At 65.8% G+C, this 26,056-nt stretch carries 26 protein-coding genes; 8 read left to right on the plus strand and 18 right to left on the minus strand.

Annotated features, from left to right (window positions below; genetic code table 11):
- Nucleotides 1-64 precede the first annotated feature (64 nt).
- Nucleotides 65-1,258 (minus strand): aspartate aminotransferase family protein, encoded by a 1,194-nt coding sequence (locus tag J0A91_RS08615; protein ID WP_069204570.1) that lies wholly within the window; start codon nt 1,256-1,258, stop codon nt 65-67.
- Between the two features lie 217 nt (nt 1,259-1,475).
- On the opposite strand from J0A91_RS08615, the gene J0A91_RS08620 reads away from it, so the two are divergent.
- A complete protein-coding gene (locus J0A91_RS08620) occupies nt 1,476-2,138 on the plus strand; it encodes a C40 family peptidase (protein WP_169833108.1) in 663 nt (220 codons plus the stop codon).
- Between the two features lie 4 nt (nt 2,139-2,142).
- On the opposite strand, the gene J0A91_RS08625 is transcribed toward J0A91_RS08620, so the two are convergent.
- Nucleotides 2,143-2,997 (minus strand): ABC transporter permease, encoded by an 855-nt coding sequence (locus J0A91_RS08625; protein WP_069204571.1) that lies wholly within the window; start codon nt 2,995-2,997, stop codon nt 2,143-2,145.
- A gap of 63 nt (nt 2,998-3,060) precedes the next feature.
- On the opposite strand from J0A91_RS08625, the gene J0A91_RS08630 reads away from it, so the two are divergent.
- The 3 genes from J0A91_RS08630 (at nt 3,061) to J0A91_RS08640 (ending at nt 5,025) form a co-directional block, all read left to right on the plus strand.
- Nucleotides 3,061-3,765, plus strand: coding sequence for a GcrA family cell cycle regulator (locus J0A91_RS08630; protein ID WP_069204572.1), 705 nt, complete (start codon nt 3,061-3,063; stop codon nt 3,763-3,765).
- Nucleotides 3,766-3,810: 45 nt separating this feature from the next.
- Entirely contained in the window at nt 3,811-4,596 is a 786-nt protein-coding gene (locus J0A91_RS08635) for a transporter (protein ID WP_069204573.1), read from the plus strand.
- Nucleotides 4,597-4,770: 174 nt separating this feature from the next.
- Nucleotides 4,771-5,025, plus strand: coding sequence for a hypothetical protein (locus J0A91_RS08640; RefSeq protein WP_069204574.1), 255 nt, complete (start codon nt 4,771-4,773; stop codon nt 5,023-5,025).
- 56 nt (nt 5,026-5,081) lie between these two features.
- Here J0A91_RS08640 and J0A91_RS08645 read toward each other — a convergent pair whose 3' ends face one another.
- Nucleotides 5,082-6,272 carry a hypothetical protein gene (locus J0A91_RS08645; protein ID WP_069204575.1) on the minus strand — a complete coding sequence of 397 codons (1,191 nt, stop codon included), beginning with the start codon at nt 6,270-6,272 and terminating at the stop codon, nt 5,082-5,084.
- A 168-nt stretch (nt 6,273-6,440) separates the two neighbouring features.
- Between J0A91_RS08645 and J0A91_RS08650 the strand changes: the two genes are divergently transcribed.
- Nucleotides 6,441-7,535: a fatty acid desaturase family protein gene (locus J0A91_RS08650; protein ID WP_083224574.1), complete on the plus strand. Its 1,095-nt coding sequence runs from the start codon at nt 6,441-6,443 to the stop codon at nt 7,533-7,535.
- Nucleotides 7,536-7,621: 86 nt separating this feature from the next.
- On the opposite strand, the gene J0A91_RS08655 is transcribed toward J0A91_RS08650, so the two are convergent.
- The 9 genes from J0A91_RS08655 to J0A91_RS08695 all read right to left on the minus strand — a co-directional run bounded on the left by J0A91_RS08655 (nt 7,622) and on the right by J0A91_RS08695 (nt 16,548).
- Complete coding sequence (locus tag J0A91_RS08655) at nt 7,622-7,921, minus strand: putative quinol monooxygenase (RefSeq protein WP_069204577.1); 300 nt, start codon at nt 7,919-7,921, stop codon at nt 7,622-7,624.
- Between the two features lie 4 nt (nt 7,922-7,925).
- Nucleotides 7,926-9,008: an LPS export ABC transporter permease LptG gene (lptG, locus tag J0A91_RS08660; protein WP_069207168.1), complete on the minus strand. Its 1,083-nt coding sequence runs from the start codon at nt 9,006-9,008 to the stop codon at nt 7,926-7,928.
- Between the two features lie 5 nt (nt 9,009-9,013).
- Nucleotides 9,014-10,189, minus strand: a complete 1,176-nt coding sequence (gene lptF / locus J0A91_RS08665; protein ID WP_069204578.1) for an LPS export ABC transporter permease LptF — start codon at nt 10,187-10,189, stop codon at nt 9,014-9,016.
- A 115-nt stretch (nt 10,190-10,304) separates the two neighbouring features.
- On the minus strand, nt 10,305-12,257 hold the full coding sequence (locus J0A91_RS08670) for an ATP-binding protein (protein ID WP_069204579.1): 1,953 nt from the start codon (nt 12,255-12,257) through the stop codon (nt 10,305-10,307).
- A 50-nt stretch (nt 12,258-12,307) separates the two neighbouring features.
- Nucleotides 12,308-13,570 carry a serine palmitoyltransferase gene (gene spt, locus J0A91_RS08675; RefSeq protein WP_083224575.1) on the minus strand — a complete coding sequence of 421 codons (1,263 nt, stop codon included), beginning with the start codon at nt 13,568-13,570 and terminating at the stop codon, nt 12,308-12,310.
- A 58-nt stretch (nt 13,571-13,628) separates the two neighbouring features.
- Nucleotides 13,629-13,871, minus strand: a complete 243-nt coding sequence (locus J0A91_RS08680; protein ID WP_069204580.1) for an acyl carrier protein — start codon at nt 13,869-13,871, stop codon at nt 13,629-13,631.
- A gap of 65 nt (nt 13,872-13,936) precedes the next feature.
- Nucleotides 13,937-14,845 (minus strand): NAD(P)H-binding protein, encoded by a 909-nt coding sequence (locus J0A91_RS08685; protein ID WP_069204581.1) that lies wholly within the window; start codon nt 14,843-14,845, stop codon nt 13,937-13,939.
- Complete coding sequence (gene proB, locus J0A91_RS08690) at nt 14,842-15,948, minus strand: glutamate 5-kinase (RefSeq protein WP_069204582.1); 1,107 nt, start codon at nt 15,946-15,948, stop codon at nt 14,842-14,844. The genes J0A91_RS08685 and proB overlap by 4 nt, the downstream gene beginning before the upstream one ends.
- Before the next feature lie 42 nt (nt 15,949-15,990).
- Nucleotides 15,991-16,548 (minus strand): Uma2 family endonuclease, encoded by a 558-nt coding sequence (locus J0A91_RS08695; RefSeq protein WP_069204583.1) that lies wholly within the window; start codon nt 16,546-16,548, stop codon nt 15,991-15,993.
- 158 nt (nt 16,549-16,706) lie between these two features.
- On the opposite strand from J0A91_RS08695, the gene J0A91_RS08700 reads away from it, so the two are divergent.
- On the plus strand, nt 16,707-18,308 hold the full coding sequence (locus J0A91_RS08700; RefSeq protein ID WP_150126864.1) for a DUF6311 domain-containing protein: 1,602 nt from the start codon (nt 16,707-16,709) through the stop codon (nt 18,306-18,308).
- Between the two features lie 11 nt (nt 18,309-18,319).
- Here the strand turns inward: J0A91_RS08700 and obgE are convergent, their stop codons facing one another.
- Both obgE and J0A91_RS08710 read right to left on the minus strand, forming a co-directional pair.
- The gene (gene obgE, locus J0A91_RS08705; RefSeq protein WP_069204585.1) at nt 18,320-19,366 is read right to left on the minus strand and encodes a GTPase ObgE; all 1,047 of its coding nucleotides are present in this window, start codon (nt 19,364-19,366) and stop codon (nt 18,320-18,322) included.
- A gap of 101 nt (nt 19,367-19,467) precedes the next feature.
- On the minus strand, nt 19,468-20,061 hold the full coding sequence (locus J0A91_RS08710; protein WP_069204586.1) for a TetR/AcrR family transcriptional regulator: 594 nt from the start codon (nt 20,059-20,061) through the stop codon (nt 19,468-19,470).
- 53 nt (nt 20,062-20,114) lie between these two features.
- Here J0A91_RS08710 and J0A91_RS08715 point away from each other — a divergent pair, with 53 nt between their 5' ends.
- A complete protein-coding gene (locus J0A91_RS08715) occupies nt 20,115-20,963 on the plus strand; it encodes a metal-dependent hydrolase (protein ID WP_069204587.1) in 849 nt (282 codons plus the stop codon).
- Nucleotides 20,964-21,020: 57 nt separating this feature from the next.
- Here the strand turns inward: J0A91_RS08715 and J0A91_RS08720 are convergent, their stop codons facing one another.
- The 3 genes from J0A91_RS08720 to rplU form a co-directional block, all read right to left on the minus strand.
- Nucleotides 21,021-21,572, minus strand: a complete 552-nt coding sequence (locus J0A91_RS08720; protein WP_206365008.1) for a GNAT family N-acetyltransferase — start codon at nt 21,570-21,572, stop codon at nt 21,021-21,023.
- Between the two features lie 171 nt (nt 21,573-21,743).
- A complete protein-coding gene (gene rpmA, locus J0A91_RS08725; RefSeq protein WP_069204589.1) occupies nt 21,744-22,013 on the minus strand; it encodes a 50S ribosomal protein L27 in 270 nt (89 codons plus the stop codon).
- A gap of 13 nt (nt 22,014-22,026) precedes the next feature.
- Complete coding sequence (gene rplU / locus J0A91_RS08730; RefSeq protein ID WP_069204590.1) at nt 22,027-22,341, minus strand: 50S ribosomal protein L21; 315 nt, start codon at nt 22,339-22,341, stop codon at nt 22,027-22,029.
- Nucleotides 22,342-22,880: 539 nt separating this feature from the next.
- Between rplU and J0A91_RS08735 the strand changes: the two genes are divergently transcribed.
- On the plus strand, nt 22,881-25,535 hold the full coding sequence (locus tag J0A91_RS08735) for a TonB-dependent receptor plug domain-containing protein (protein ID WP_240502242.1): 2,655 nt from the start codon (nt 22,881-22,883) through the stop codon (nt 25,533-25,535).
- Between the two features lie 105 nt (nt 25,536-25,640).
- Here the strand turns inward: J0A91_RS08735 and hspQ are convergent, their stop codons facing one another.
- A complete protein-coding gene (hspQ, locus tag J0A91_RS08740; protein WP_069204591.1) occupies nt 25,641-26,021 on the minus strand; it encodes a heat shock protein HspQ in 381 nt (126 codons plus the stop codon).
- Between the last annotated feature and the right edge of the window lie 35 nt (nt 26,022-26,056).

The raw sequence follows: 26,056 nt of genomic DNA on the forward strand, positions 1-26,056 counted from the left end.
GGGAGAAGGTGGCGCGAAGCGCCGGATGAGGGGGAGTAGGGAAGGGCGACCTCGCCCGTCCCCCTCACGCCGCGACCGGCGCGTAACTCCGCGCCGCCTCGCTCAACTTCTCGATCGCCTCGGCGATATGGCTGTCCTCGATCACCAGCGGCGGCAGCACGCGCACCACGTTCTCGCCCGCCGACACGGTCAGCAGCCCATGCGCGTCGCGCGCATGCGCGACGAAATCGCGCGCCACCACGGCATCCTTGAGCTTGATGCCGAGCATCAGCCCCTTGCCGCGCACGCTGTCGAACACGTCGTCGTGATTGGGGATCATCTGCTCGAGCGCACCGCGCAGCCGCTCGCCCATCGCGGTGACATTCTCCAGGAAGCCCGGCTCGAGCATCACATCGAGCACCGCCTCGCCCGCCGCCATCGCCAGCGGGTTGCCGCCATAGGTCGATCCATGCGTGCCGAACACCATGCCCTTCGCCGCTTCCTCGGTGGCGAGGCACGCGCCGAGCGGGAAGCCGCCGCCGATACCCTTGGCGACCGACATGATGTCGGGGGTAATGCCGTAATGCTCATACGCCCACATCTTGCCGGTGCGCCCATAGCCGCACTGAACCTCGTCGAGCACCAGCAGCAGCCCGTGTTCGTCGCACGCCTTGCGCAAGCCCTGGATGAACTCGGGGCTACCGGCAGACACGCCGCCTTCGCCCTGGATCGTCTCGACCATGAAGCCAGCCGTCGTCTCGTCGATCAGCGCGAGCGCCGCATCGAGATCGTTGAACGGCGCATACGCGAAGCCCGGCAGCAGCGGCTCGAACCCGTCGCGCATCTTCGGCTGGTTGGTCGCGCTGATCGCCCCCATCGTCCGCCCGTGAAAGGCGTTGTTGAAGGTGATGAGCGTGGTGCGCTCGGGATTGCCATTGACGAAATGGTAGCGCCGCGCGGTCTTGATCGCGCATTCCACCGCCTCGGTGCCCGAATTGGTGAAGAACACCGTGTCGGCGAAGCTGTTGTCGACGATGCGCTGCGCGAGATGCTCGCCCTGCGGAGACCCGTAGAGGTTCGAGACGTGCATCAGCGTCGCCGCCTGATCGGCGATCGCCTTCACCAGATGCGGGTGGCCGTGGCCGAGCGCGTTGACCGCGATACCGGCCGCGAAATCGAGATACCGCTCGCCGTTCTCGCCGATCAGATAGCAGCCCTCGCCTCGCACCGGGCGCACGCCGCACCGCGGGTACACTGGCATGAGTGGGGTGATCGGCATGATGACGCGCTCCTCGCAGAAACAAAAACGGCGGCCCGTGCTGGGGCCGCCGGAGTGGATATGTACTTGGCGAGATTGGTAAGCGTCAACCTCGTCATAGCAGCGCGGGATGTCACGAAGCGCTGCTGCGCTGCACAAGTCGATTCCATCCTAGAACATGATGATGTCACTATATATCCTGCCGCTGGAAGGAATGATGGCTACAGGGGTAAGTCTCATGAAGAAGATTTATACCGTTCGTCCCGGCGATACTCTCGGCAGCATCGCGCGCGGTTTGAACATACGTGTCAACGACTTGCTTGGCTTGAACCCGCAGATCACCAATCCCAACCTCATCCGCTCGGGCCAACAGATCGTTCTTCCCGACGGCAGCGACCGGAGCGCGCTGTTGGTCGGCGCCGCGACCGAAACCGCCGGCGAGGGCGATCCGCTGTGGCTTTCGCTCGCCTTGCGGGAGGAGGATGCCGGCGTCGCCGAGTTCAATCCCGGCAGCAATCCCCGCATCGTCGAATATCTCGCGACCTGCAAAGGCTTGAGCGCGGCGCAACGCAGCGACGACAACACCGCCTGGTGCTCGGCCTTCGTCAACTGGTGCATGGTCAACGCGGGCAAGAAAGGCACCGATTCGGCCTGGGCGCTCGACTGGCGGGGCTGGGGCGTCGAAGACTCGTCGCCCGGGCGCGGCAGCGTCGTGGTGTGGGAGCGGATCGTGGGCGGCAAGGTGCTCGGCCACGTCTCGTACCTGCTCGACGATCAGGGCGCGAAATTGCTCGTGCTGGGCGGCAACCAGTCGAACCGCGTGCATCGCGCGGCTTACCCGAGGAACGGCAAACTGGGTTCGACGCTCTATCGCAATCCGGTGTTCCGTAAACCGGGCTGACCGGTCAGCTCTTCAGGCGCCAGCCGCGCGCGAGCAACTGATAGCACAATACGAACAGCACCACATCGACGCCCAGCACCACGAGGCTGCCGACCAGCACCGGCGAGTCGGCGGTGCCGAGGAAGCCGTAGCGGAACCCTGAGATGATGTAGAAGAACGGGTTGGCGTGGCTGAACGCGCGGAACGCCGGCGCGAGCCGGTCGACCGAATAGAAGGTGCCCGACAGCAGCGAGAGCGGCGCCACCACGAAATTGGTGACGGCGGCGGCATGGTCGAACTTCTGCGCCCAGATCGAGGTCAGCACGCCGAGCAGCGACAGGAACAGCGCGCCGAGAAAGCCGAACCACAGCACCGCGAGCGGGTGTGATGGCGTCACATGCACGCCGGGATAGAGCAGCATGGCGACCCAAACCACGAAACCGACGAGGAACGCGCGAGTCATCGCGCCGCCGAGCAGCGCGGCGAGCACCTCCAGGGTCGAGAGCGGCGGCATCAGATAATCGACGATCGTGCCCTGGATCTTGCCGGCGAGCAGCGAGAAGCTGGCATTGGCGAACGCCGGCCCCATCATGCCCTGGCTGATGATGAGTCCGGGGGCGATGAAATCGGCGAAGGGCACGTCGATCCCGCCGACGTGCACCGGCCGTTTGGCGCCCGTCGCGATCGTGAAGACGATCAGGAACAGGAGTGTCGTGATCGCCGGCGCCCAGATCGTTTGGAGGTGGACCTTGAAGAAACGGCGCACCTCCTTGATATAGAGCGTTCGCAGGCCGCCCCAGTTCACGTCCTTGATGACGGGAACGCCGGGAGCGTTGCGAACCGCCGACTGGATTTCGCCGGATGGGGGGTGGCTGCTCATGGCGCGATCGGTTAGTCGCTGCCGCCACTGCCCGCAACCCGGCACGTAGGGAAGATAGATTTCATGGCCTGGACCGACGAACGGATCGATACGCTCAAGAAGATGTGGGAAGACGGCCAGACCGCCAGCCAGATCGCCGAGGCACTCGGGCAGGTCAGCCGCAACGCGGTGATCGGCAAGGCGCATCGACTCGGCCTGCAATCACGCCCGTCGCCGGTAAAGCCCAACGAGGTCACCGCCGAGGTCGTCGCCAAGCCTGTCGTCGAGCCCGCCGCGCCCAAGCCGGTGGTCGCAGCGGCGCCCGAGGTGTTCAAGCCGGTCGAAGTCGTTGCCGCAGCGCCCGCTGCCCCGGCTTTCGAAGCCGATGAGGACGAGGATGCTGAAATTTCGGACGCGCCAGCCGCTGCGCCCGCACCGGTAGCGCCGCCACAGCCGATCCTGCGCTCGGTCGGCCCCGGCGGCTTCCTCCGCCAGTCGCCCGGCGAACAGCAGGCGCCGATCACGCCCGCGCCGCCGCGCCGCCTCGTGCCCGCCAAGCCTTCGGCCGACATGGCCGGCAAGACGACGCTGCTCGATCTCAGCGACCGCATCTGCAAATGGCCGCTCGGTCACCCCGGCGAGCCCGATTTCCACTTCTGCGGCGAGAAGGTGAACCCCGGCTTCCCGTATTGCGTCGCACATTGCGGACACGCCTATCAGGCGCAGCTCCCGCGCCGCGATCGCCGTCCGCCGCCGCCGCTCCCCTTCGGCGGCCCGCGCGTCCGCTAAGGAACGGAACCGACAGTCCGGGGTTGCGCATGAAAAGGGGACATCATGCGCAACATTCTGCTTCTGGCGGCGCTGCTCGCCGCCACGCCCGCGTTCGCGGAAGAGCGCGAATTTTGTCCCTCGCGACCTGATCTCGGCCGCCCCGCCTGCACGATCGCGCCCGGCCACGTCTCGGTGGAAACCGCGCTCGCCGACTGGACGCTCGAAAAGGACCGGGACGGCCGCACGGACACGGTGCTGATCGGCGACACTCTGGTGCGCGTGGGGCTGACCAACACGATCGAGGCCCAGATCGGCTGGACACCCTACGGCCATGTCCGCGACACGGCCAGCGGCGCCGTCGAGACCAGAGGCCGCGCCGGCGACGTGACGCTGGGCGCGAAGATCAATCTCCAGAACCCGGACGGCAAGGGCCTGTCCGCCGCCGTGCGCCCGTTCGTGACTGTGCCGGTCGGCCGCATGCCCGTGGGTTTCGGCGATTGGGGTGCGGGGATGACAGCGCCCGTCTCCTACGAACTGAACCAGACGCTCAAGCTGCAGATCACCCCCGAAATCGAGGCTGCTGTCGACAAGGACGGGCATGGCCGCCATTTCGCCACGAGTGGCACGCTCGGCCTCGGTGTCGAGCTGACCAAGACGCTGACCGCCACCGTCGAAGGGCAAGTGCTGCGCGACGACGATCCCGAGCAAAAGACCACGCAGGCGTTCGGCGCGCTGTCGCTGGCCTGGATGGTCGGCAAGACGGTGCAGCTCGATATCGGTGGCATCGCCGGGCTCAATCACGATACGCCGGATGCCGAACTCTATCTCGGAATTTCCCGGCTTTTTTGATCGGGATATTTTGCCAAAGATTGGCCCGTCATACGGTGTGTTGGTTCTGTATGCCGCATGCGGCTAGATGGAATTTTCATAAGACATTGAGTTAACGAACTAAAGTAAACTGGCACGGCGGATGCAATACCCTTGGCGCGGCGCAATGAGCCGCCAGCCATCGGAGATTACGCCATGTTCAAGACCATCCTGTTCGCCGCCGCCGCTTCGTCCGCGCTCCTCGCCACGCCCTCGATCGCCGCGCCGACCGGCGCGCCCGAAGGCGCGCGCATCGAAGCCAGCACCGCGCCCATTGCCTCGACGGCCAAGCGCGAGACCCGCTATTGCGTGATCGACACGATCATCGGCTCGCACATCCCGCGCAAGGAATGCCACACGCGCAAAGACTGGATCGAGCTGACCGGAACCGATCCGCTCGCGAAGAACTGAACCCGGTCGGGGTCGCTGCGGCGCGCGGCACTGTCCGCGCGCCGCGTCTGGCCGGCTCAAAGCGCTTTTTCGTAGACCTGATAGACCTTGTTGATCTCGCAGTTGATCGTTGTCGCGATCGACCGCATCCCCTGATTGTCGTCCAGAATCCAGCCGATCTCGCTCCGCGTCGAGCCGTAATTGGCGACCGAGGTACGACGAATGTATTCGATCATCATAAAGGCCAACTGGCTCGCCATGCGCGAGGCCTGCAACTCCTTGACCACGCCCATCAGCGGCACACGCATCGTCGTCACCTTGGGCTTGCGCAGCCACCACAGCAATTTGAAGACGTTGAACGGGAACAGATTGCCCTTGAACGGCGTGATCGCCTCGTTGAGATCGGGCAAAGTGATCATGAAGGCGACGGGCTTGCCGTCGAGTTCGGCGATGCGGATCAGGTCGTTGAACACGATCGGCTTCAACTTCACGCCGACATCCTTGATCTCGGGCGGGGTGAGCGGAACGAAGCCCCAATTGTCCGACCATGCATCGTTGAGGATGGCGAGGATGATCGCAGCTTCCTCGTCGAACTTCTTCTTGTTGACCTCGCGCACGACGATGCGCGGGTTCTTCTCGCCCGATTTGATGATCCGCTGCACGAGCGGCGGGAATTCCTTGCGGATATCGAGCTCGTAGGTCAGCAATTGCTTGACCGGGTGATAGCCGGCACCTTCGATCCAGCCGCGATATTCGGGCTTGGCATGGCCCATCATGATCGTCGGCGGATGATCGTAACCCTGGATCAGCAGGCCAGGCTCTTCCCAGACCGACATGCTGATCGGGCCGAGCACGCGGTTCATGCCCTGCTCGCGCAGCCAGTCCTCGGCTGTTTTGATAAGCGCGGCGGCGACCGCGCCATCCTCGGCTTCGAGCAGGCCGAACTGCCCACAGCCGGGGCCGAAGCCCTGATCGCTCGGCATCTCCAGCGCGAGCGTGTCGATATGCGCGGAAACGCGTCCGACGACCGTACCGCGACGCTCGGCAAGAAAGAGCTGCGCCTTGGCGTGGCTGAACCAGCCGTTCTTCTCGGGGGTGATCAATCCGAGCGCTTCGCCTTTCAGCGGCGGTACCCAGTTCGGATCGTCGGCGTAGAGCCGGAACGGCAGGTCGACGAACTTCTTGCGGTCCGCCTTGCTCTCGATCGGCCGGATGGTGAAATCTTGGGTCGCCACGGTGGATAAGCCTCTCGCTAGAGCATCGCGCATTCCCGTCGCGCGGAGCGCACAAGCCGCAGCGCGCGCGGCGCGTCAAGCCGTTACCGTCGGTGTCGTGCTGTCGGAGCGCGAGCGATCGGGATCGCCGGCAGGCTTGGACGATTTGCCCTCCTGTTCCTGCCACCATGCCGCCACTATATTCGGGCAATGGATAGCCATATGACGAGCATGACCTTTGCCCGGCGCAGCGCAGCCGATCAGACCGACGCCGCAGCCCGCGCGCCCATCGACCGGAAGGTCGATGACAAGGCGATGCTGCGCGCCGCCGCCGAGCTGACGCGCGACCTCCACGCGCCGAACCCGGCGGTCTACTGGGTGGATTTCCTCACGTCGGCTGTGGTCGGCTATGTCGCGCTGGCGGTGGCGACGCTGTGGGTGTCGCCCTGGGCGATCCTCGCCGGTGCCGTCGCCGCGCTCGCGTTGTACCGCGCGGGCAGCTTCATCCACGAGATCACGCATATGAAGCCGAGCGCGGTGCCCGGCTTCCGCCTGGGCTGGAATCTGCTGTTCGGCGTGCCGATGATGGTGCCATCGTTCATGTACGAAGGCGTCCACACCATCCACCACACCCGCACCCGTTACGGTACGGTCGAAGACCCCGAATATCTGCCGCTCGCGCTGATGAAGCCGTGGACGCTGCCGCTGTTCGTGCTGACGGCGCTGTTGGCGCCGGTCGCTCTTGTGCTGCGCTATGCGGTGGTGGTGCCACTGTCGCTGGTGATTCCGCGCTTGCGGACCTGGCTGGTCGAGCGGGCCTCGTCGCTGGCGATCAACCCGGCCTTCCGCCGCCGCGCGCCAGAGGGCGAATTGCGCACCCGCTGGCTGTGGTTGGAGGCTGCGACCAGTGTCTGGGCGATCGCATTGGTCGCGCTGGTGGCTGGCGGTGTGATCCCGCTACGCGCCTTCGCGATCTTCCTCGGCATCTACGCCGTCTCGACTCTGCTCAATCAGATCCGCACGCTGGTCGCGCATCTGTGGGAGAATGACGGCGAAGCGATGAGTGTCACCGCGCAATATCTTGACAGCGTCAACGTGCCGCCGCCGAGTTACCTGCCGTTCCTGTGGGCGCCCGTGGGCCTGCGCTATCATGCGCTTCACCATCTCGTGCCGAGCGTGCCGTATCATGCGCTGGGCGAGGCGCATCGCCGGCTCGTCGCCGCGCTGGGCACCGAGTCGCCGTATCACGATGCGAACCATCCCGGCCTCGCCCCGCTGGTTGCGCGGCTGGTCCGCAGCACGACCGGCGGCCGCTGAACGATCAAGCGTTCGCCCGCGTGGCCGAACGCCCGGCCCGCCCGTGCTGCTGCTGGTGATCTTGGCCTAGGTACGCCCAACAGCGATCAGAGCGTTTCCCCGTCGTCCACCGTATAAAGCATCAGCGCCCGATCGCTGACGCCGAGCGTTGTTCCGGCGGCGCGCCACGCCGCGATATGCGGTGTCTGGAAATGCGCGTCGAGCGCGGCACGGTCGCGCCAGCGCTCGGTGATGTGGATCAGGCCGGGTTCGAGCACATCCTCGGCGAAGCGATATTCGAAGCATCCGTCTTCGGCGCGGGTGGCCGTCACCAACGCTTCGATCGCGCCGCGCGCGGCGGCGACGTTTTCGGCGGGGAAGCGGATCGTGCCGACGATCAGCAACATGACTTTACTCCTCGGTGCGGATCAGCACGGTTTCGCCGATCATCAGAAACAGCAGGAACGCGCCCCAGGCCGCCAGAAACGGCGGGTAGGCCCCGAGATTGCCCATCGCCAGCGCGAAATTGTCGGCGACGAAGTACAGGAAGCCGAGCCCCATGCCGATCACCGCGCGCACGAACAGCTTGCCCGATCGGGCGATGCCGAACGCCGCGACCGCGCCGAGCAGCGGCATCAGCATCGCCGACATCGGGCCGGATAGCTTGTGCCAGAGCGTACCTTCCAGCGATGCGGTCGGTCGTCCGGCGGCGGTAAGGTCGGCGATCGCGGATTGAAGATCGCCGAACGAAAGCCCGTCGGCATCGACGCTCGACAGCGAGAACTGGTCGGGCCGTACCCCGTGGCCGATCACGACCGATCCGAGCGGCGTCACCTTGTCGGCGGCGAGATCGAAGCGAGTCGCGGGCCAGATCCGCCAGCCGTCGCCCTCGCGCTTGCCGTGCAGCGCCTTGGTGATCGTCGCGAGCGAGCCGCCTTCGCGGTCGAACAAGGTCACGCCGCCGAGGATCGCGGCGTTGCCGCGCCCCTTGATCTGGTCGACCTGGATGAGATCGTCGCCGTCGCGCACCCACACGTTCGATCGGTCACCCCGGTCGATCGGCAGCGGGCCGTAATTGACCTTCTGCCACTGGTCCAGCGTCGCCGTGGCGCGCGCGACGATGCGGTCGTTGAAGCTGAACGACAGCAGCGCGACGCCGAAGCTCGCGACGATCAGCGGGGCGAGGATCTGGTGCGCCGACAGCCCCGACGCCTTGAGCGCGATGACTTCGCTGTTCTGGTTGAGCGTGGTCAGCGTTATGATCGCGCCGAGCAGTACCGAATACGGCAGGAAGGTCGAGATGATCTGCGGCACGCGCAGGCCGATGTAATGCCAGATCTGCGTGTCGCCGTTGCCGGCATAGGCGAGGATCTTGCCCGATTCGGTGAGCAGATCGAGCGATTGCAGCACCAGCACCAGCACGCCGAGAATCGCGAAGGTGCGTACCAGGAACATCTTCGCCATGTAGAGCGCGACGGTGCGCGACGGGAACATCGCGGTCACGTCCGCACCTCCCGGCCGCGGCGCGGCAGCAGCCGGCCGATCGCCTTGGCCGCCTTGGACGCGCCACGTTCCAGCGCGCTGATCGGCTGGCCGCCCGGCACGAACGCGATCGTGTAGAACATCCATAGCACGAGGCTGGCGAACACCGCGAACGGCACCCACAAGGCGATGATCGGGTCGATCTTGCCCAGTCCGCCGACCGCCATGCCGTATTCGTTCACCTTATGGTACGCCACGATCATGATGATGCCGAGAAACACGCCAATCGCCGAGGAGGAGCGCTTCGGCGGAACGCCGAGCGCGAGGCCGAGCAGCGGCAGCAGGAACATCGTGCAGACCTCGACGATGCGGAAATGGAACGTCGCGCGGCTGCCGTTGCGTGTCTCCTGGTCCGCCTTCGCGTCACGCCCGAGCCGCGCGAGCTGCGGCAAAGTGCGTTCGAGGTTGCTGCTGCCCTGATTGCGGAAACTCTCGTATTTCGGCAGCGCGATCGGCAGATCGTGCGAGGTGAAGGTCAGCACGCGCGGCGTCGCGAAATTGGGCGCCTTGTTGACGAGCGTCCCCTTGGTCAGCCGGAAGATGATCTCGTCGGGGTTGTCGGTGGCGAGGAACTGGCCGCTTTGCGCGGTCACGGCGTACCAATCGCCCTTCTTGTCGGCATATTGCACGAAGATGCCCGAGAGCTTGCGGCCGTTGTCACGGCTATGCTCGATCCGCACCGTGCCGCCATTGGGGAAGTGGGTGAACTCGCCGACCTTGATCGACGCGCCGAGCGCGCCGGTGCGCAGTTCGAAGCGCAACTTCTCGTAGGAATAGCGCGCATCGGGCTGGATGAAGCCCACGATCGCGAAATTCACCGCCGCAAGCGCCGCCGCATACAGGAACGGCACGTACAGCAGCCGCGGATAGCTCATCCCGACCGCACGCATCACGTCGAGCTCGGACGAGGTGGCGAGCCGTCGGAAAGCGAGCAGCACGCCGAGCAGCAGCCCGATCGGAATGCCGAGGCCGAGATATTCGGGCAGCAGGTTGGCGAGCATCCGCCACACCACGCTGATCGGCCCGCCCTCGGTCGCGACGAAATCGAACAGGCGCAGCATCCGGTCGAGCACCAGCAGCATCGCCGAGATGACCAGTGTCGAGAACAGCGGCACCGCGATTAGCCGGGCCATGTAACGGTCGATGGACTTCATGGGCTGGCGTTGGCGGCCTTGTGCTGGGAGTGCGTGGAGGGGAGACCGAAGCGCCGGGCTATATCGGCCTATGCGGCGCACGTCAGCTACGAAATCACTCGGCGGCGATGTGGCCCTCGGTGACGCCGCGCGTGGCGACCGCTTCGTGGATCGCGGCTTCCAGCCCGGCGATCGTGAACGGTTTGCGCAGCACGACATGGCCACCGAATTCGGCCTCGCAGGCCTCCCCCGCAAACCCGGTGACGAACAGCACCGCCACGTCGGGCCGGCGCAGCAGCAGCCCGGCGACCATCTCCGGCCCGGTCTGGCCCGGCATCAGCACGTCGGAAATCACCAGCGTCGTCGCCTGATTGGCGGCGAGCAGCGCAGGCGCGGCGAGCGGATCGCCGCACGCGACCGCGCGGTGGCCGAGTTCCTCCAGCGCCCCCATCGTCGCGGCGAGCACGCGCGGATCGTCCTCGACGACGAGGATGTCGAGCGCGGCTGGCGCCACGTCGGCGGAAAGGGAAAGCGGCGTTGCGACCGGCGCGGTGTCGCCGGTGTGGCGCGGCAAATACAACGTCACGGTGGTGCCTTCGCCCGGCGCCGAGCGTAGCGCGACCTCGCCCTCGGCCTGCCGCACGAAGCTGAACACCTGGCTCAGCCCGAGTCCGGTGCCCTTGCCGACCGGCTTGGTGGTGAAGAACGGCTCGAACACGCGCTCCATCACCTCGGGGGTCATACCGCTGCCGGTGTCGGAAACCGCGATGCTGACATATTCGCCCGCCGGGCACGCGCCGACCGCGCCGTGCGACAAAGCCGTGCCCGCCGTGGTGATGGTGAGCTGGCCGCGCCCGTCCATCGCGTCGCGCGCGTTGACCGCGAGATTGAGGATGACGTTTTCGAGCTGGTGCTTGTCGATCCGCGTGTGCCAGCCGCTGCCCGCATCGCGCACCGTTACGGTCACGGCGTCGCCGAGCGTGCGATCGAGCAGGTCGGACATGCCCGCGACCAGCGCGCCCGGCTCGACCGGTTCGGTATGCAGCGCATCCTCGCGCGAGAAGGCGAGCAGCCGCCTCGTCAGTTCGGCGGCGCGTTTCGCGCCCTCCGTCGCGCTGTCGATGTGGCGGCTGGCGGCGGCGGGGTCGAGCGCGATCTGCCGCCGCGCCAGTTCGAGTCCGCCGAGCACCACCGCGAGCATATTGTTGAAATCGTGCGCGATGCCGCCGGTGAGCTGACCGATCGCCTCCATCTTCTGGATTTGGCGGAGCTGCGCCTCCTGCGTGCGCAGCTCGGCGGTCGCGGCGGCGACGGCGGCTTGGAGGTCTTCGGCGCGCTCGCGTTCGGCGGCGGTTTCCGCCTGCGCGATCGCTTCGAACCCGAGCGCCTGCACCATTACCCAGCCGAGCACGATGGAGCCGATCACAATGAACAGCCCGAACACCGTCAGCACCTTGGCGACATCGTTCGAATGCGCCACCGCCGCCATCGCGCTGGTGGTGCGCTGGTCGAGCAGCACATGCTCGCGGCGCGAAATTTCGTTCAGCAGCGCCGTGATCCGCGCAAGTCTGGGGGAGGTGCCGGCGCGATAGTACAGGCCGAGCGCCTGGGTGTTTTTCTTGTAGCGCGTGCTCAGCGCGATCAGGTCGAGCTCGGCGCCGCGCGCGTCATACGCATCGGCGAGTTGCGCGATCGGGCCAGCTTGTTCGGGGTTGTCGGCGGTGTCGCGCCGCAGTTTGGCGATCTGCGCGCCGGCGACCTGCCATCGTTCCGCATATCGCCCGCCAAGTGCCCGGTCGCCGCTGATGACGTAGCGGCCGAGCGCGGCCTCGGCATCGGCGATCGTGCCCGCAAGCGTGCGCGCGAGGATCATCACCTCGTAGCTGTGCCGCTCGCGCTGCTGCGCCTCGTCGCGTTGGCGATTGGCGCCGGACAAGGTGAAAATCAGCCCGACGAGCACCGACAGGCCGAGCAGCGCCATCACGACCAGCATGATAGTGCGCCATGCCGCGCCGTGGGTGTGCTCAGCCCCCGGTTCCGCTATCGCGTCGCCCTCGGTCCCGCTCATCGTGTTGACGTTACTATGCTGTGCGACTCGGGGAAAGCCGGGACTCCCCCTTAATCGATCGCGCCTACGGCCTGACCCGACGCCTTGAACATCGCGAGGATCGTCTCGACCTGCTCGGCGCTATGTTCGGCGCAGAGCGAGCAGCGCAGCAGGTACGTGCCGGCCGGCGTCGCGGGCGGGCGCGCCATGTTGACGTACAGGCCGCCCTCCAGCAGCGACTGCCACAGCGCCACCGCCTGAGTCTGGTCCTTGAGGATCACCGCGATGATCGCCGATTGCGGCGTGGCGGTGCCGAGCGTGTAGCCCATCTCCTTGAGGCCGCCGTGAAGCCGTTTCGAATTGGCCCAAAGATGCGCGCGCTTCTCGCCCGCGTGCATCAACTTGCGGATCGAGGTCGCGGCGGTCGCCACCACCGACGGCGGCAGCGAGGCGGTGAACACATAGGGGCGGCACACCAGCCGCATCACGTCGAACTTGGGATGGTTCGACACGCAGAACCCGCCCACCGTGCCGACCGACTTGGAGAAGGTGCCGACCACGAAATCGACCTGATCCTCGACGCCCTGTTCCTCGTATACGCCGCGTCCGTTCGGCCCAAAGAAGCCCATGCCATGCGCCTCGTCGACCAGCACCATGCAGCCGTGCTTCTTGGCGACCGCGACCATCTCGGGCAGCGGCGCGATATCGCCGAGCATCGAATAGACGCCTTCGAGCACGACGAGCTTGCCCGGCTCTTTCGGCAACCGGCCAAGCCGCTTGTCGAGATCCTCGACCGAATTGTGGCGGAAGCGCACGATCTCGGCATTGCCGAGCGCGCAGCCGTCGTAGATCGAGGCATGGCTGTCGGCGTCGAGGATGATATATTCGCCCTTGCCGGCCAGCGTCGAGATCATCCCGAGATTGGCCTGGTATCCGGTCGAGAACACCATCGCATGTTCGGTGCCGTAGAACTCCTTCAGCGCGTCTTCGCAGTCCTTGTGCGGCGAGTAGGTGCCGTTGAGCACGCGGCTGCCGGTGGTGCCCGATCCGAACCGGTCGAGCGCATCCTTGCCGGCGGCGATCACATCGGCGTCGAACGTCATGCCCATGTAATTGTAGGTGCCGAGCAGGATCGTCTCCTTGCCCTTGATGATTGCGAGGGTAGGGGACTTCACCTCGTCCATCACGATCGCGAACGGATCGCGCACGCCCGTCGCCATCAGCGCCTCGCGCTCGGCGATCAGGGCGTCGAACTTGGAGAACAGATCGCGTTCCGGCGGCACCTCGGCGGGGAAGGCGGGCAGGGCGTCGGCGGTGGCAGCGGCTTCGGTCATGTCATTCGTTCCTAGACCGTTCGTGGCGAGCGAAGTCGCGCGCGAACGGAGGTTGGGATCAGGCCTTGAGGCTCATCACGGCATCGACGAGTTGGCCGATCGTCTCGATCTCGGCCTGCATGTTCATGGTGATGATGATGTCGAACTCGTCCTCGATCGCAGCGACGAAATCCATCACCGTCAGGCTGTCCCATTCGAGGTCGCCCTGAAAAGTGGTCGCCTCGGTCAGTGCGACGCCCTTCTTGTTGAAGGGTTCGATCTGGCGGGTAACGGTTTCGAAGACGGTGGCGCGGTCGCTCATGGATATCCTTCGGGAGTGGGGCCGCACGAACGTTGCCAAGCAAATGCGGCGGCATTCGGACGATTCTATAGCAGGCTGTGTTCGCGATACCATGCCGCCGTCGCGGCAAGTCCGTCTGGTGTTGGAATCCGCGCGTGCCACAAAGCCGGATCGGGCGCGCGCGCCGGGTCGATCGTCCAGTCGGGATGGCAGAAATAGCCGACTCGGTCGGCCGTCAGCTTGGCGCCCGCGCCGCGCAGCAGCCGGTCGATCCGCGCCGCCGCCAGCATCACCGGACGTGGCAGATCGAGCGCCAGCACGCGCCGGCCGACCGCCGTGCCGATCGCACGCGCGAAAGCGCGATGCGTCCAGCCGCCGGGTGTGCCGTCATCGGCTTCGAGGATGACGCGGCCGGGATTGCTCGCCACCAGCGCGAGCAGCAGCGCCGCGAGATCATCGACGTGGATCACCGCGAGCTTGCCCGGCGGCGGCAGCAACGCGAGGCCGAACTTCGCCACGCGGAACATGTCGAGCAAGTCCGTATCGCCGGGGCCGAACACGGCGGTCGGGCGCACCATCGTCCAGTCTAGCCCCGACGCTGCGACCACCGCTTCGGCACCGTGCTTGGACCAGCCGTAGTTGGAAAGCTGCGGCTCGCGCGCCGCAAGCGACGAGACGTGGATGAAGCGGCGCACCCCGGCGGCGCGGGCGGCATCGACCATCGCCTGCGTGCCCGCGATGTTGCCGGCGGCAAAAGCCGCGCGGTCGGGCGCGTTGACGACGCCGGCGACGTGGATGACGACGTCCGCGCCCGCCACGAGATCGGCGAGCGCGCGCCTATCGTCGAGCGCCCCCGCCACCCACGTAAGCCCCTCGCGTGGGGCTTGCGTCCGCCGGGTGAGCGCGCGCACGCGATAGCCCGCGCCGAGCGCCTGCTCGATCAACCGCTTGCCGACGAAGCCGGTGCCGCCGGTGATGGCGAGCGTGCTGCTCACAACAATGCCATATGGTTGCGATGCACCAGCGCGGCGCGCGGCGCATAGCCGAGAATACCGGCGAGATCGCCGCTGCGCCGTCCTGTAATCAGGCCTGCTTCCGTCACGTCATATTCCGCCAGCCCGCGTGCGAGCGTGCGGCCGTCGTCGGCGCAGATCGCGACAAGATCGCCACGCCGGAAATCGCCCTCGACCCGAGTCGCGCCGGCCGCCAGCAGGCTCGCGCCGCCGCGCAGCGCCTTGGCCGCGCCGGCGTCGACATGGATGGTGCCGCGCGTGGTCAGCCCGCCCGCCAGCCACGCCTTGCGCGCGGGCGCGGATTTCTCCGCGACGAACACGGTATGCCGCGCGGCCGTCGACAGCGGCCGCTCGATCCGCCCGCTCGCGATGGCGAGGTTGGCGCCCGCCGCGTTGGCGATGCGCGCGGCGGCGATTTTCGAGACCATTCCGCCCGATCCCATGCCCGATGCCGAACCGCGATCCGCCATCGCCTCGATCGTACCATCGATCCGTTCGACACGGCCGATATGCACCGCGCCCGGCAGCGCCGGATTGCGATCGTACAGCCCATCGATATCCGAGAGCAGCACCACGCCCTGCGCGCCCGCCGCCTGCGCCACCCGCGCCGCCAGCCGGTCGTTGTCGCCAAAGCGGATTTCCGCGGTCGCGACGCTGTCATTCTCGTTGAGCACCGGCACGACGCCCAGTCCCAGCAGCCGGTCGAGCGTTGCGGCGGCGTTGAGATAGCGGCGCCGATCCTCGAGATCGTCGAGCGTGACGAGGATTTGCGCGGCGGTCAGCCCCTCTGCGCCGAGCGTCTCCGCCCAGACCTGGCTAAGCGCAATCTGTCCGGTCGCGGCGGCGGCCTGCGCATCCTCGAGGCTCGCACGGCCGCCCTTGGGCAACCCGAGCCGCCGCGCGCCAAGCGCGATCGCGCCGGAAGACACCACCGCAACCTGCTGGCCCGCCCGCGCGCGCTCGGCGATATCGGCGGCGATCCCCGCCAGCCACGCGCGCCGCACGCCGCCGTCGGGATCGACGAGCAGCGCCGAGCCGATCTTGACGATCAGGCGCGGGCAGGTGGCAGGCGGAAACAAAACCATCGCGGCGGCGCTTAGCGCGGGGCGGGCGATCCGCCAATCGAATCAGGCGTCTTCAAAAATTTCGACGTGCGTCAGTTCGGCGCCGACCGCCGGAAGGACCAGGTCGGTCGGCTCCCGATAGGCGATATCCGTCCAGCCGCTGGGGCCAGTGCGCTGAATGACGCGGAGTCGTTCGCTGGCGATATCGACAAAGACGATGGTGTCGACGCTCTGCACCGCTTTATACTCTTCGAGTTTGACCGTGAGATCGGTGCGTGCGGTGCCGGCCGACAGAACTTCGAAAATGATGCAGGGATCGTCGAATGCCTTTTTATCGGCGTTCGCTTCGCCGCCGCGCCCGCAATACACCGTAACATCCGGATACCGGACCGAGTAATCGCGGGTCTTGGCGGCCATGTCGGAATTGTATGGCGTGCATCCCGAGCCGCGCAGCCGTGATCTCAAAGCTGCATAGATATTGCCTTGCACATGAGCATGCCGGGCCGTTCCCCCGGCCATCATCCGTATCACGCCATTGTCGAGCTCGGCCTTGCGCTCGCCAAAGTCGATGTCGAGGAACTCCTCAGCGGTCAGCAGCGGGTATTCGATCTGCGTTGCCATGAGGGGCTTATACCAGAACCATGCGGTCGCTCAAACCGGCGACTCGGGGCGACGACCTGGTATCGTCAAGTCTCGTGTCCACCGCAGGCGCGCGCGAATCGCGTCATGCACAATGTCGCGTTAACCACATCTTTGGCCGCCTGCCGCATAGCGGCTCGATGCCTCCACTCCACCGCTCTCCATTCGATCTGTTGCTGGTCGCCTTGATCGCCGGAGCGCTCTTTTTGTGCTTCTACAACGTCGCGATGCTCGATCCGGGCAATGTCGGATGGTTGCTGCGCGGCACCGACAATGGCGAGAACGCACTCGGCCTTCACGCCTGGCTCAACGATCCGGTCGCGCGTGGCTTTCGGACATATCTGCTCAACGCGCCCGACGGCGTGACGCTGCTGTTCACGGACAGCAACCCGCTGCTCGCATTGCTCGTCCGGCCGTTCGCGCCGCGTGGAGACTTTCAGATGGTGGGGCCGTGGTTGCTGTCCTGTCTGGTTCTGCATGTGGTGTTTGCGCGCGCGCTGCTCGCACCGTTTGCGCGCACACACCTGGCGCTATGGTGCGGCGTGTTGCTGCTGACGCTGCTACCGACGCTCTATGTCCGACAGGTCCATGCCAACCTCTCCGCGCACTGGCTGATCCTGTGGGCGCTTTGGGTGTTCGCCGATCCCAGGCGCGCTGGTGACTGGCGCTGGTGGCTCGCGGTGCTCGGCGTGGCTGCGACGATCCACAGCTATCTGCTGGTGATGGTCGCCGCAATCTGGGGATCGGCGTTGATCGAGCGGCTGGCGCGTGCCGACATGCGCGCCCGGATCGGGGTAATGCTGGGCGCGGCGGCGACGATGTGCGTGGTGATCGGCATAGTATCATTGCTCGTCGATCGTGGCGGGCTGGTGTCGTCAGGGACGTTCGGGCGCTTCGGGATGCCGCTCGACGCGCCGTGGAATCCGGCGCTGCCGGGTTTGTCGCCGTTCCTTCCCGCGCACGCACAGGCGGCAGACCGGCAGATGGAGGCGTTTCAATATCTCGGTGCCGGTCTGTTGTTGCTGATCGTCGCCGCACCGCTGCTCGCGTTGCGTACCGCAGCGGCGCCGGCGATCACCGCGCTGCACCGGCGGTTGCTATGGCTGATGCCGGCTTTCGTCGTGCTGACGCTGCTGGCGATCTCCCGCAGGGTGGATTTCGCCGGGCAGACATTGCTGACCATACCTATGTCCGCACAGGCGATGGCGCTGGTCGATCCGGTTCGCGCATCGTCCCGGTTGTTCTGGCCAATCGCTTACGGGCTGACATTTTGGGCCGTCACGGGGGTCTATCGATTGCCACCGGAACGCGCCCAGGTGCTGCTCGCTGCGGCCTTGGCGCTACAAATGCTCGATCTGGTGCCGCTCTCGGCGCTGATGCGGCACGACGCTGCGATTGCGGCGGACCATGCCAAATGGCGCCGCACGCGCGACTCGCGCTGGACGGCGGTTATCGCCCGCGCGCGCGATGTTACCTTCATGCCACCCGATCCGACCGCACGGCTCGATCTGTTCCAGGAGGTCGCATGGCGCGCAATCGATGCGCGGCGGCCGGTCCGGCTGGTCTATGCTGCACGAACCAGTGCGGAGACCGCGGCGAGGCTCGCCCGCGAAACCCGCGATTTCGCGGACGGCCGCCTCACGCCCGGACGTCTCTACGTGCTGCTACCGGGAACACCTGTGCCGGCAGCAGCACGAGCGCGGACTGTGGTGCTAGACGGTGTGCGACTCGTGCTGCCCTGAAGCTCCCGGCTCTATACCGGCGACCACTCGATCGAATCTTCGCCCTCATCATCCGCCGCAACCGTCGCCGCGTCCGGCCCGATCGCCTCCAGCAGCCGGTCGAGCGCCCAGTCGGTGCCGGTGCCGGCCGCGCCCGAGATCGCGATCACCTCTTCGCCGCTCGCTTCCTCAAGCTCGGCGAGCAACGCCGCGATCAGTTCGTCGTCGAGCGTGTCGATCTTGTTCAGTGCGACCACGACCGGCTTGTCGGTCAGCCCGCCGCCGTAATTCTCCAGTTCGTCGCGCACGATGCGGTAGCTTTCGCCGACATCCTCGTCATTGGCATCGACGAGGTGGAGCAGCACCTTGCAGCGCTCGATATGGCCCAGAAAGCGGTCGCCGATACCCGCGCCCTCGGCCGCGCCTTCGATCAGCCCCGGAATGTCGGCGACGACGAACTCGCGCTGGTGATGGCGCACCACGCCGAGCTGGGGGCGGGTGGTGGTGAAGGCATAGGCGCCGACCTTGGCCTGCGCGTTGGTGACGGCGTTGATGAAGGTCGATTTGCCGGCATTGGGCAGCCCGACCAGCCCGGCATCAGCGAGCAGCTTGAGCCGCAGCCACAGCCACGCTTCCTGATAGGGCCAGCCGGTGCCGTGCTGGCGCGGTGCGCGGTTGGTCGAGGTCTTGTACGTTGCGTTGCCGCGCCCGCCGTCGCCCCCGCGCAGGAACACCTCGCGCTGGCCGGCATGGGTGAAGTCGAGCAGCACTTCCTCGCGCGCCTCGTCCATGATCTGCGTGCCGACCGGCACCTTGATGACGAGATCGTCGCCGCCGGCGCCGGTGCGGTTGCTGCCCGATCCGCCGTGGCCACGCGGCGCGCGGAAATGCTGGGTGTAGCGGAAGTCGATCAGCGTGTTGAGGCCCGCGACCGCCTCGAAGATGATGTCGCCGCCCTTGCCGCCGTTGCCGCCGTCCGGGCCGCCATATTCGATGAACTTCTCACGCCGGAAGCTGACGGCGCCAGGGCCGCCCGCGCCCGAGCGGACGAAGATTTTTGCTTGATCGAGAAAATGCATGGCGCGCTGCCTAACGCTTTAGCGCAGCTAAAGCGAGGCCCAAGCGCGCCCGGCCGGCCTCGCTGTCAGGCGAGGACCGACGGCGCGCCAGCAGCACGCGGTCACCCCACGCCCTTCAATGCCGCCGCCCGCGCCGCGACCAGCGCGTCGGCCGCAAGCCCGCGCGCGGTCTCGCGTGGCAGCCCAAGCGCCTTCGCCATCGCCGGCCCGAGCAGCGCATCCCCCATCGCGACCAGCACGAGCCGAAGCGTCTCCTCACGGATGTGAGTCGCCTGATCGGCCTCATCCTCGGCGAGATCGTCGACCAGCCGGTGGATCGCGCTCAACACCGGATCGAGCGCGTCGTGATTGCCCGACAGGATCATCCAGCTCGCCATCGCCCCGCCGCCCTGTGCGAAGGCGTCGAAGGTGAGATCGACCACATCGCGCGGATCGGCCTCACCCGCGCGCGCCTGTTTGGCCACATCGCCGATCCGCGCCGTGATCGAGTCCGCGAGGTGGGCGATCAATGCGCTCTGCAGGCCCGCCGCGCTGCCGAAATGGTGCAGCAGATTCGCGTGGGTGCGCCCGATCCGCGCCGCTACCGCCTTGAGCGTCACCGCCTGCGGGCCGTCCTGGATGAGAATATCGCGCGCGGCCTCGATCGCCGCGATTCGCGACCGTTCCGGGCTGAGTCGTTTCGGCACTATTGACACGAGTGTAAGTAATACCCAGTTGATGGTCTGACTGAAGCTGTCTGGAGGTTTCCATGGCGAAAGCAACCACACCCGCCGATCTGACGATCACCCCGCGCGACCTGCGCTTCGGGCGGGGCACGCGCCGGGCGCGCTGGTGGATGAACGACGATCCCGTCGCGACCGCCTTTTACAATGCGCTGTCGATCACCTTCCCCAAGGGCGAGGGCTTTTTCATCGACAGCGTGCGCGCGTTCCGCGAAGGCACGCCGCCGCGCCTGGCCGCCGAGATCAACGCCTTCATCAAGCAGGAGGTGATGCACACGCGCGAGCATGTCGCGTTCAACCGCCACGTTACCGATCAGGGCTATGACGTGTCGCTGCTCGACCGGCATGTCGATGAGGCGCTCGCGATGACCGAGGGCAAGCCGGCGATCGCCAAACTCGCTGCGACGATGGCGCTCGAACATTTCACCGCGATCCTCGCGCATCAATTGCTCGCCGAACCCCGCCATCTCGCCGGCGCGGAGCCGCAGGCGGCGGCGATGTGGCGCTGGCACGCCGCCGAGGAGATCGAGCACAAGGGCGTCGCGTATGACACGTGGCTGCATGCGACGCGCGACTGGCCGCGCCTGCGCCGCTGGGCGGTCAAGGCGCTGGTCATGCTCACCACCACGCGCAAGTTCTTCGCCGGGCGCTATCTCGGCATCATCGAACTGCTCCGGCAGGACGGCATCGCCGGTCCGCGCGCGCATCTGGGGGTGCTGCATTATGCGTTCGTGCGACCGGGCATGGTGCGCAAGATCCTCGGCGCGTGGTTCCGCTATTTCCTGCCAGGCTTCCACCCGTGGAACGAGGACGACCGCACGCTGATCGCCCGCGCCGAAAGCGACTATGCGGCGGCGATGCTGCCGGCGACGTAATCGTCGCCCCGGCGGGGGTCCGGCCGCCGCGTATGTTACGCAACAGCGGCGACGCGATCAGGCGGCAAGGCTAAGCGCTTGATCCCCGAGTCGCCCATCCTCCAGATCGCACGCCAGCATCACGCTCGCCACCTCGCGCCCGCGTGCCCGCGAGAAGGTCGCGCCGCGCCCGGTCTCGTGAAAGCCCAGCTTGCCGAGCACGCGGCCCGAGGCGGGGTTGTCGACGAAATGCCGCGAGCGCAGCCGCTTCAGCCCGAGCGCGTGGCGCGCCATGTGAAGCACGGCACGCCCGGCTTCGGTCGCATAGCCGCGCCCCCAGGCGTCCGGCGTCAGCCAATAGCCGAGTTCCGGCGCGTCACCGCTTTCACGATCGAGCGCGATCGTACCGATCAGGCGCGGGGCAGGAGTGTCATGTGTGAGGATCAGCAGCGTTACGTCGGTCGGGCCACGCGGCATCGCCAGCCACTCGGCGGCATCTGTGTCCGCATAAGGCCAGGGCAGGCGCGACAGGTTCATGGCGACGCTCTCGTGCGCGACCGCCTGCGTCAGCGCGGGCGCGTCCTCCGGCCAGCCGGGGCGCAGCGTCAATCTGGGAGTCCGGGCGAACATTTCGAAAACTCTCCTCGTCGTTGCGCGGGCACCTGCCATGTCGGGATGACATGGGGGCGACAGCGCCGTGGAGGGAGCATGAAAAAAGGGAGCCGGGGCGACCCGTCTCCCTTTTTCGGTATCCTGACGGACACCCGGATCGCCCTGGTGGGCAACCCGGCCGGTTGCCCGTTATTCGGCGGCTTGCGCCACCAGTTCTACCGAACAGAATTTGCGGCCGAGCTTGCCTTCCTTGAAGGTCACGCGGCCATCCGTAAGCGCGAACAGGGTATGATCCTTGCCCATGCCGACGTTGGTGCCCGGGTAGAACTTGGTCCCGCGCTGGCGCACGATAATGTTGCCCGGCACGACGATCTCGCCACCGAACTTCTTCACGCCAAGGCGACGACCGGCCGAATCACGACCGTTGCGCGACGAACCGCCTGCTTTCTTATGTGCCATCTCGTGAGACTCCTTACGCCTGCGCCGACTCGCCGCCGATGGCGGTGATCTTCAGGATCGTGTGCTGCTGGCGGTGGCCGTTTTTACGACGATAGTTGTGACGACGACGCTTCTTGAAGACGATGACCTTCTCGGCCTTCGCCTGCGCGATGATCTCGGCGGAGACGGTGAGCCCCTCGACCGACTTCAGCTCCGAGCCTTCGCCCGCAAGCAGGATGTCGCCGAGCGTAATCGACGAACCGGCTTCGCCGTCGAGCTTCTCGACGACGATCTTGTCTCCAGCGGCAACGCGATATTGCTTGCCGCCCGTGCGCACGATTGCGAACATGGCCCTCATCACTTTCAAAACATCGATACCCCGCGCTCGGGCAGGCCCGGCACGGGAAAGAAGCGCCAGCTATGCGAAGGTGGCTCCGCTGTCAACCGCTGAAGCGTGGCGCGGAGGCGCGATCGCCCCGCAGTCGTAAAAGCGTTGCATCGATGCACCACATCGGCACGAAAACGATTTTCCTGACGATAGGTGGCCCGCGACATGAAGTTTATGTTGCAATGCGGGAAAGGTTATGGCGTCTTCATGTCGTCGGAAGGGTTCGCATACTGCCGGGGCAAGTCTCCGGTCCGGGGCGGTAAGTCCGGCAGGCGAGTCGGCATGTCGTCAGGCCGACGCGTCGTAGGGGTGTAAGTTCAAGCGTCGTGCGTCTTCAGATGCTGCTTTGCGGCAGGGAGACATGCGTGCGTCCGGTCAGAGCCGATACGGTGAAGAAAGCCGGCGGTGGTGGGCAGGCATGAGGAAATACTTGGAGCGGATACCTGACAGTTACGGATTCACCTGGGGGACTGAGATCAATGGTAAGGAACTCGATTTCGTTGTTCGCACTGGCCGTCGCCAGCGCCTGGAGCGTACCTGCACTCGCCGCGCCAGAACCGGCACCGGCTGCCGATCCCGCGCCGCAGGCGGAGGAGGGTGGCACCGACATCATCGTCACCGGCACGCGCACCACGGGCATGCGTGCGGCGGACAGCCCCGCGCCGATCCAGATTCTGGGTGCCGACGCGCTGCAACGCACCGGCTCGCCCGATCTGCTGCAAAGCCTCGCCCAACAATTGCCCTCGATTCAGGCGCAGTCGTTCGGTGGCGATCTTCAGGCGCACACGCTGCAAATGAAACTGCGCGGCCTCAGCCCGAATCACACGCTGATCCTCGTCAACGGCAAGCGTCGCCACGGCACCGCCAACGTGTCGGTCGCCGGCGGTCCCTTCGGCGGCAGCGCCGCGCCCGATATCAGCTTCATCGTTCCCGAATCGATTGAACACGTCGAAGTGCTGCAGGACGGTGCCGCCGCGCAATACGGCACCGATGCGATCGCCGGCGTCATCAACTTCATCCAGAAAAAGGCCGATCACGGTGGTTCGTTCGACGCGACCGGCGGCAAATATTATGACGAGGGCGGCCAGACCTATGCGGTCGGTGGCAACATCGGCATCGCGCCGTTCGACGGCGCCTATCTGAACGTAGCGGCGCAGAAGAAGTACAAGAATTACAGCTTCCGCGGCGATATCAACCCGCAGGCAACCAGCCTGTCGACCAAATATCCGGCGATCAAGGATCTGCCGGGCTATCCCTATACCAACCGTATCATCGGCGATCCCCAGATCGACCAGACCGTGGTCAGCTACAATGCCGGTTATGAATTCGGCGACTTCAAACTCTACAGCTTCGGCAGCTACGGTCATAAGAAGGCCAAAGCCTATGAGAACACCCGTCCGCCGACGACCGTTGTGAGCGGCGCGGGCACCAAAGCTGCGGGCGGCGTGGCGGGCGTGCCCTTCTATCCGGGTGGTTTCCAGCCGCAGGAGACGATCGACGAGACCGATTATTCGTTCACCGGCGGTTTCAGCGGCAGCGTCGGCGAAACGACCTTCGATCTCGCCAGCACCTACGGCAATGATGATATCAGCGTCGACATCATCAATACCGCCAACGCCCAGCTTTATCGCGACACCGGCTACACGCCGACCAACATCCACGACGGTTCGTTCTTCAACACGCAATGGACCAACACGCTCGACCTGACGCATCCGTTCGACATTGGTCTGGCCGGGCCGGTCAACGTCGCGGGCGGTCTGGAATTCCGGCACGAGGAATATGGCATCCGTGCCGGTGATCCGGCGTCTTACTACGGCGGCGGCACGCAATCCTTCTTCGGCTACAGCCCCAAGGATGCCGGCAAGTACAAGCGCGACAACTTCTCGCAATATCTCGATGTCAGCGTGAAGCCGATCGACGCCTGGCTTATCGACGGCGCGGTCCGCCATGAACACTATAGCGACTTCGGCGACACGACCGTGTTCAAACTGACGACCCGCTACGACTTCTCCGATGCGTTCGCGCTGCGCGGCACGGTCAGCACGGGCTTCCGCGCGCCGACGCTGGCGGAAGGCGGCTATTCGGGCCTCAACGTCGGCCCGAGCTCGATCAGCGGCGTGCTGCCGCCAGCGTCAGCCGGTGCCGCGGCACTCGGCTTCGGCGGGCTGAAGCCGGAGAAATCGACCAACTTCAGTGCGGGCTTCGTCTTCCACCCGACCCCCAAGCTGAGCATGACCGTCGATGCTTATCAGATCACTATCCGCGACCGAATCATGATCTCGTCCGGCTTCAACGGCTTCACCGGCAACCGGTGTCCGCAGGGCTATAACGGCTCGAACGCAAAGGCGTGCTTGCCGTTCGATCAAGACCGGTACAACATCAACAACCAACTCGCGGTGCTGTCAGCCGTCAACACGGCGCTCGGCGGGAGCGGCAATCTGACCTCGCTGGCGCAGGCGACGGCGATCCCCGTCTATGTGCTCTACGCGCCGAACGGCGTAGACCGCGCGACGGATGGCAGCGTTGCGGTGCAGAGCTTCGTCAACGGGGTGAAGATGCGCACGCGCGGCGTCGACGTGGTGGTCAACTATCCGTTCGATCTCGGCGATTTCGGCAACCTCGATCTGACGTTCACGGGCAATTACAACGAAAACAAGGTGCTCAAGATCAACCCACTGCCTTCGGCACTCTATTCAAGCACGCAGAATCCCGGCCTGACCCAGCTCATCGCCACCAGCGACGTGACTCAGCTCGAAAACAGCACGCCGAAATTCCGTGGCACGCTCAACGGCTATTGGCAGCTCGGCGGCTTCAGCGTGAACCTGCGCGAGAGTTTCTATTCCGAAGTCTATGCGCTTGAGACCGCGCGCAGCACGGTCGGCAACGTCACCGCCGGTTCGCTGTTCAAGGTGCCGGTGAAGGACTCGTTCCTCACCGATCTGGAAGTCGGCTATCAAATCGCCAAGCCGATCAAGATTTCTTTCGGCGCCAACAACCTGTTCAACAAATACCCGACCGAGCGGAGCAAGGCGCTGATTCGGCAGGCCGAGCTCGACAACAACGAACGCGGCTATTCGAGCGACAAATACCCGACCTTTTCGCCCTTCGGCATCAACGGCGGCTATTATTACGCACGGTTGAACCTGACCTGGTAACGAAACGGGCGGCCGCCGCGACAAGCGGCGGCCCGCTTGACCGGGTCTGCGAAGGGGCGATGCGGGCCTTTTGGCAAGCACCGCCCCTTCGCGCAGATCAGGCGATCAATGCCGGTGCTCGCGCCGCAACGTATAGCGCCCGTCGGCGAAGTCGGTGAACAGCCCGGCAATCGCAGGATGATCGACCGGCTCGTCGGTGTCGTCCGCAACCAAATTCTGCTGGCTCACATAGGCGACATAGGTCGATTCCATGTTCTCGGCGAGCAGATGGTAGAACGGCTGGTCCTTGCGCGGGCGGGCGCTCTCGGGGATCGATTCGTACCATTCGTCACTGTTGGCGAAGATCGGATCGACATCGAAGATCACGCCGCGAAAATCGAAGCTGCGATGGCGCACGACATCGCCGATGGCGAAGCGCGCATGCGCGATCGCGGGCAGGGGAGTCGCCGAATCGAACGGCGGAACCGAAAGGGTGGTGCGATGCATGCCCTCAATCTAGGGTGTGTTCGCGGGCGCACAAG

Origin of the sequence: Sphingomonas panacis (genome assembly GCF_001717955.1) — a bacterium.
Lineage (GTDB): Bacteria > Pseudomonadota > Alphaproteobacteria > Sphingomonadales > Sphingomonadaceae > Sphingomonas > Sphingomonas panacis.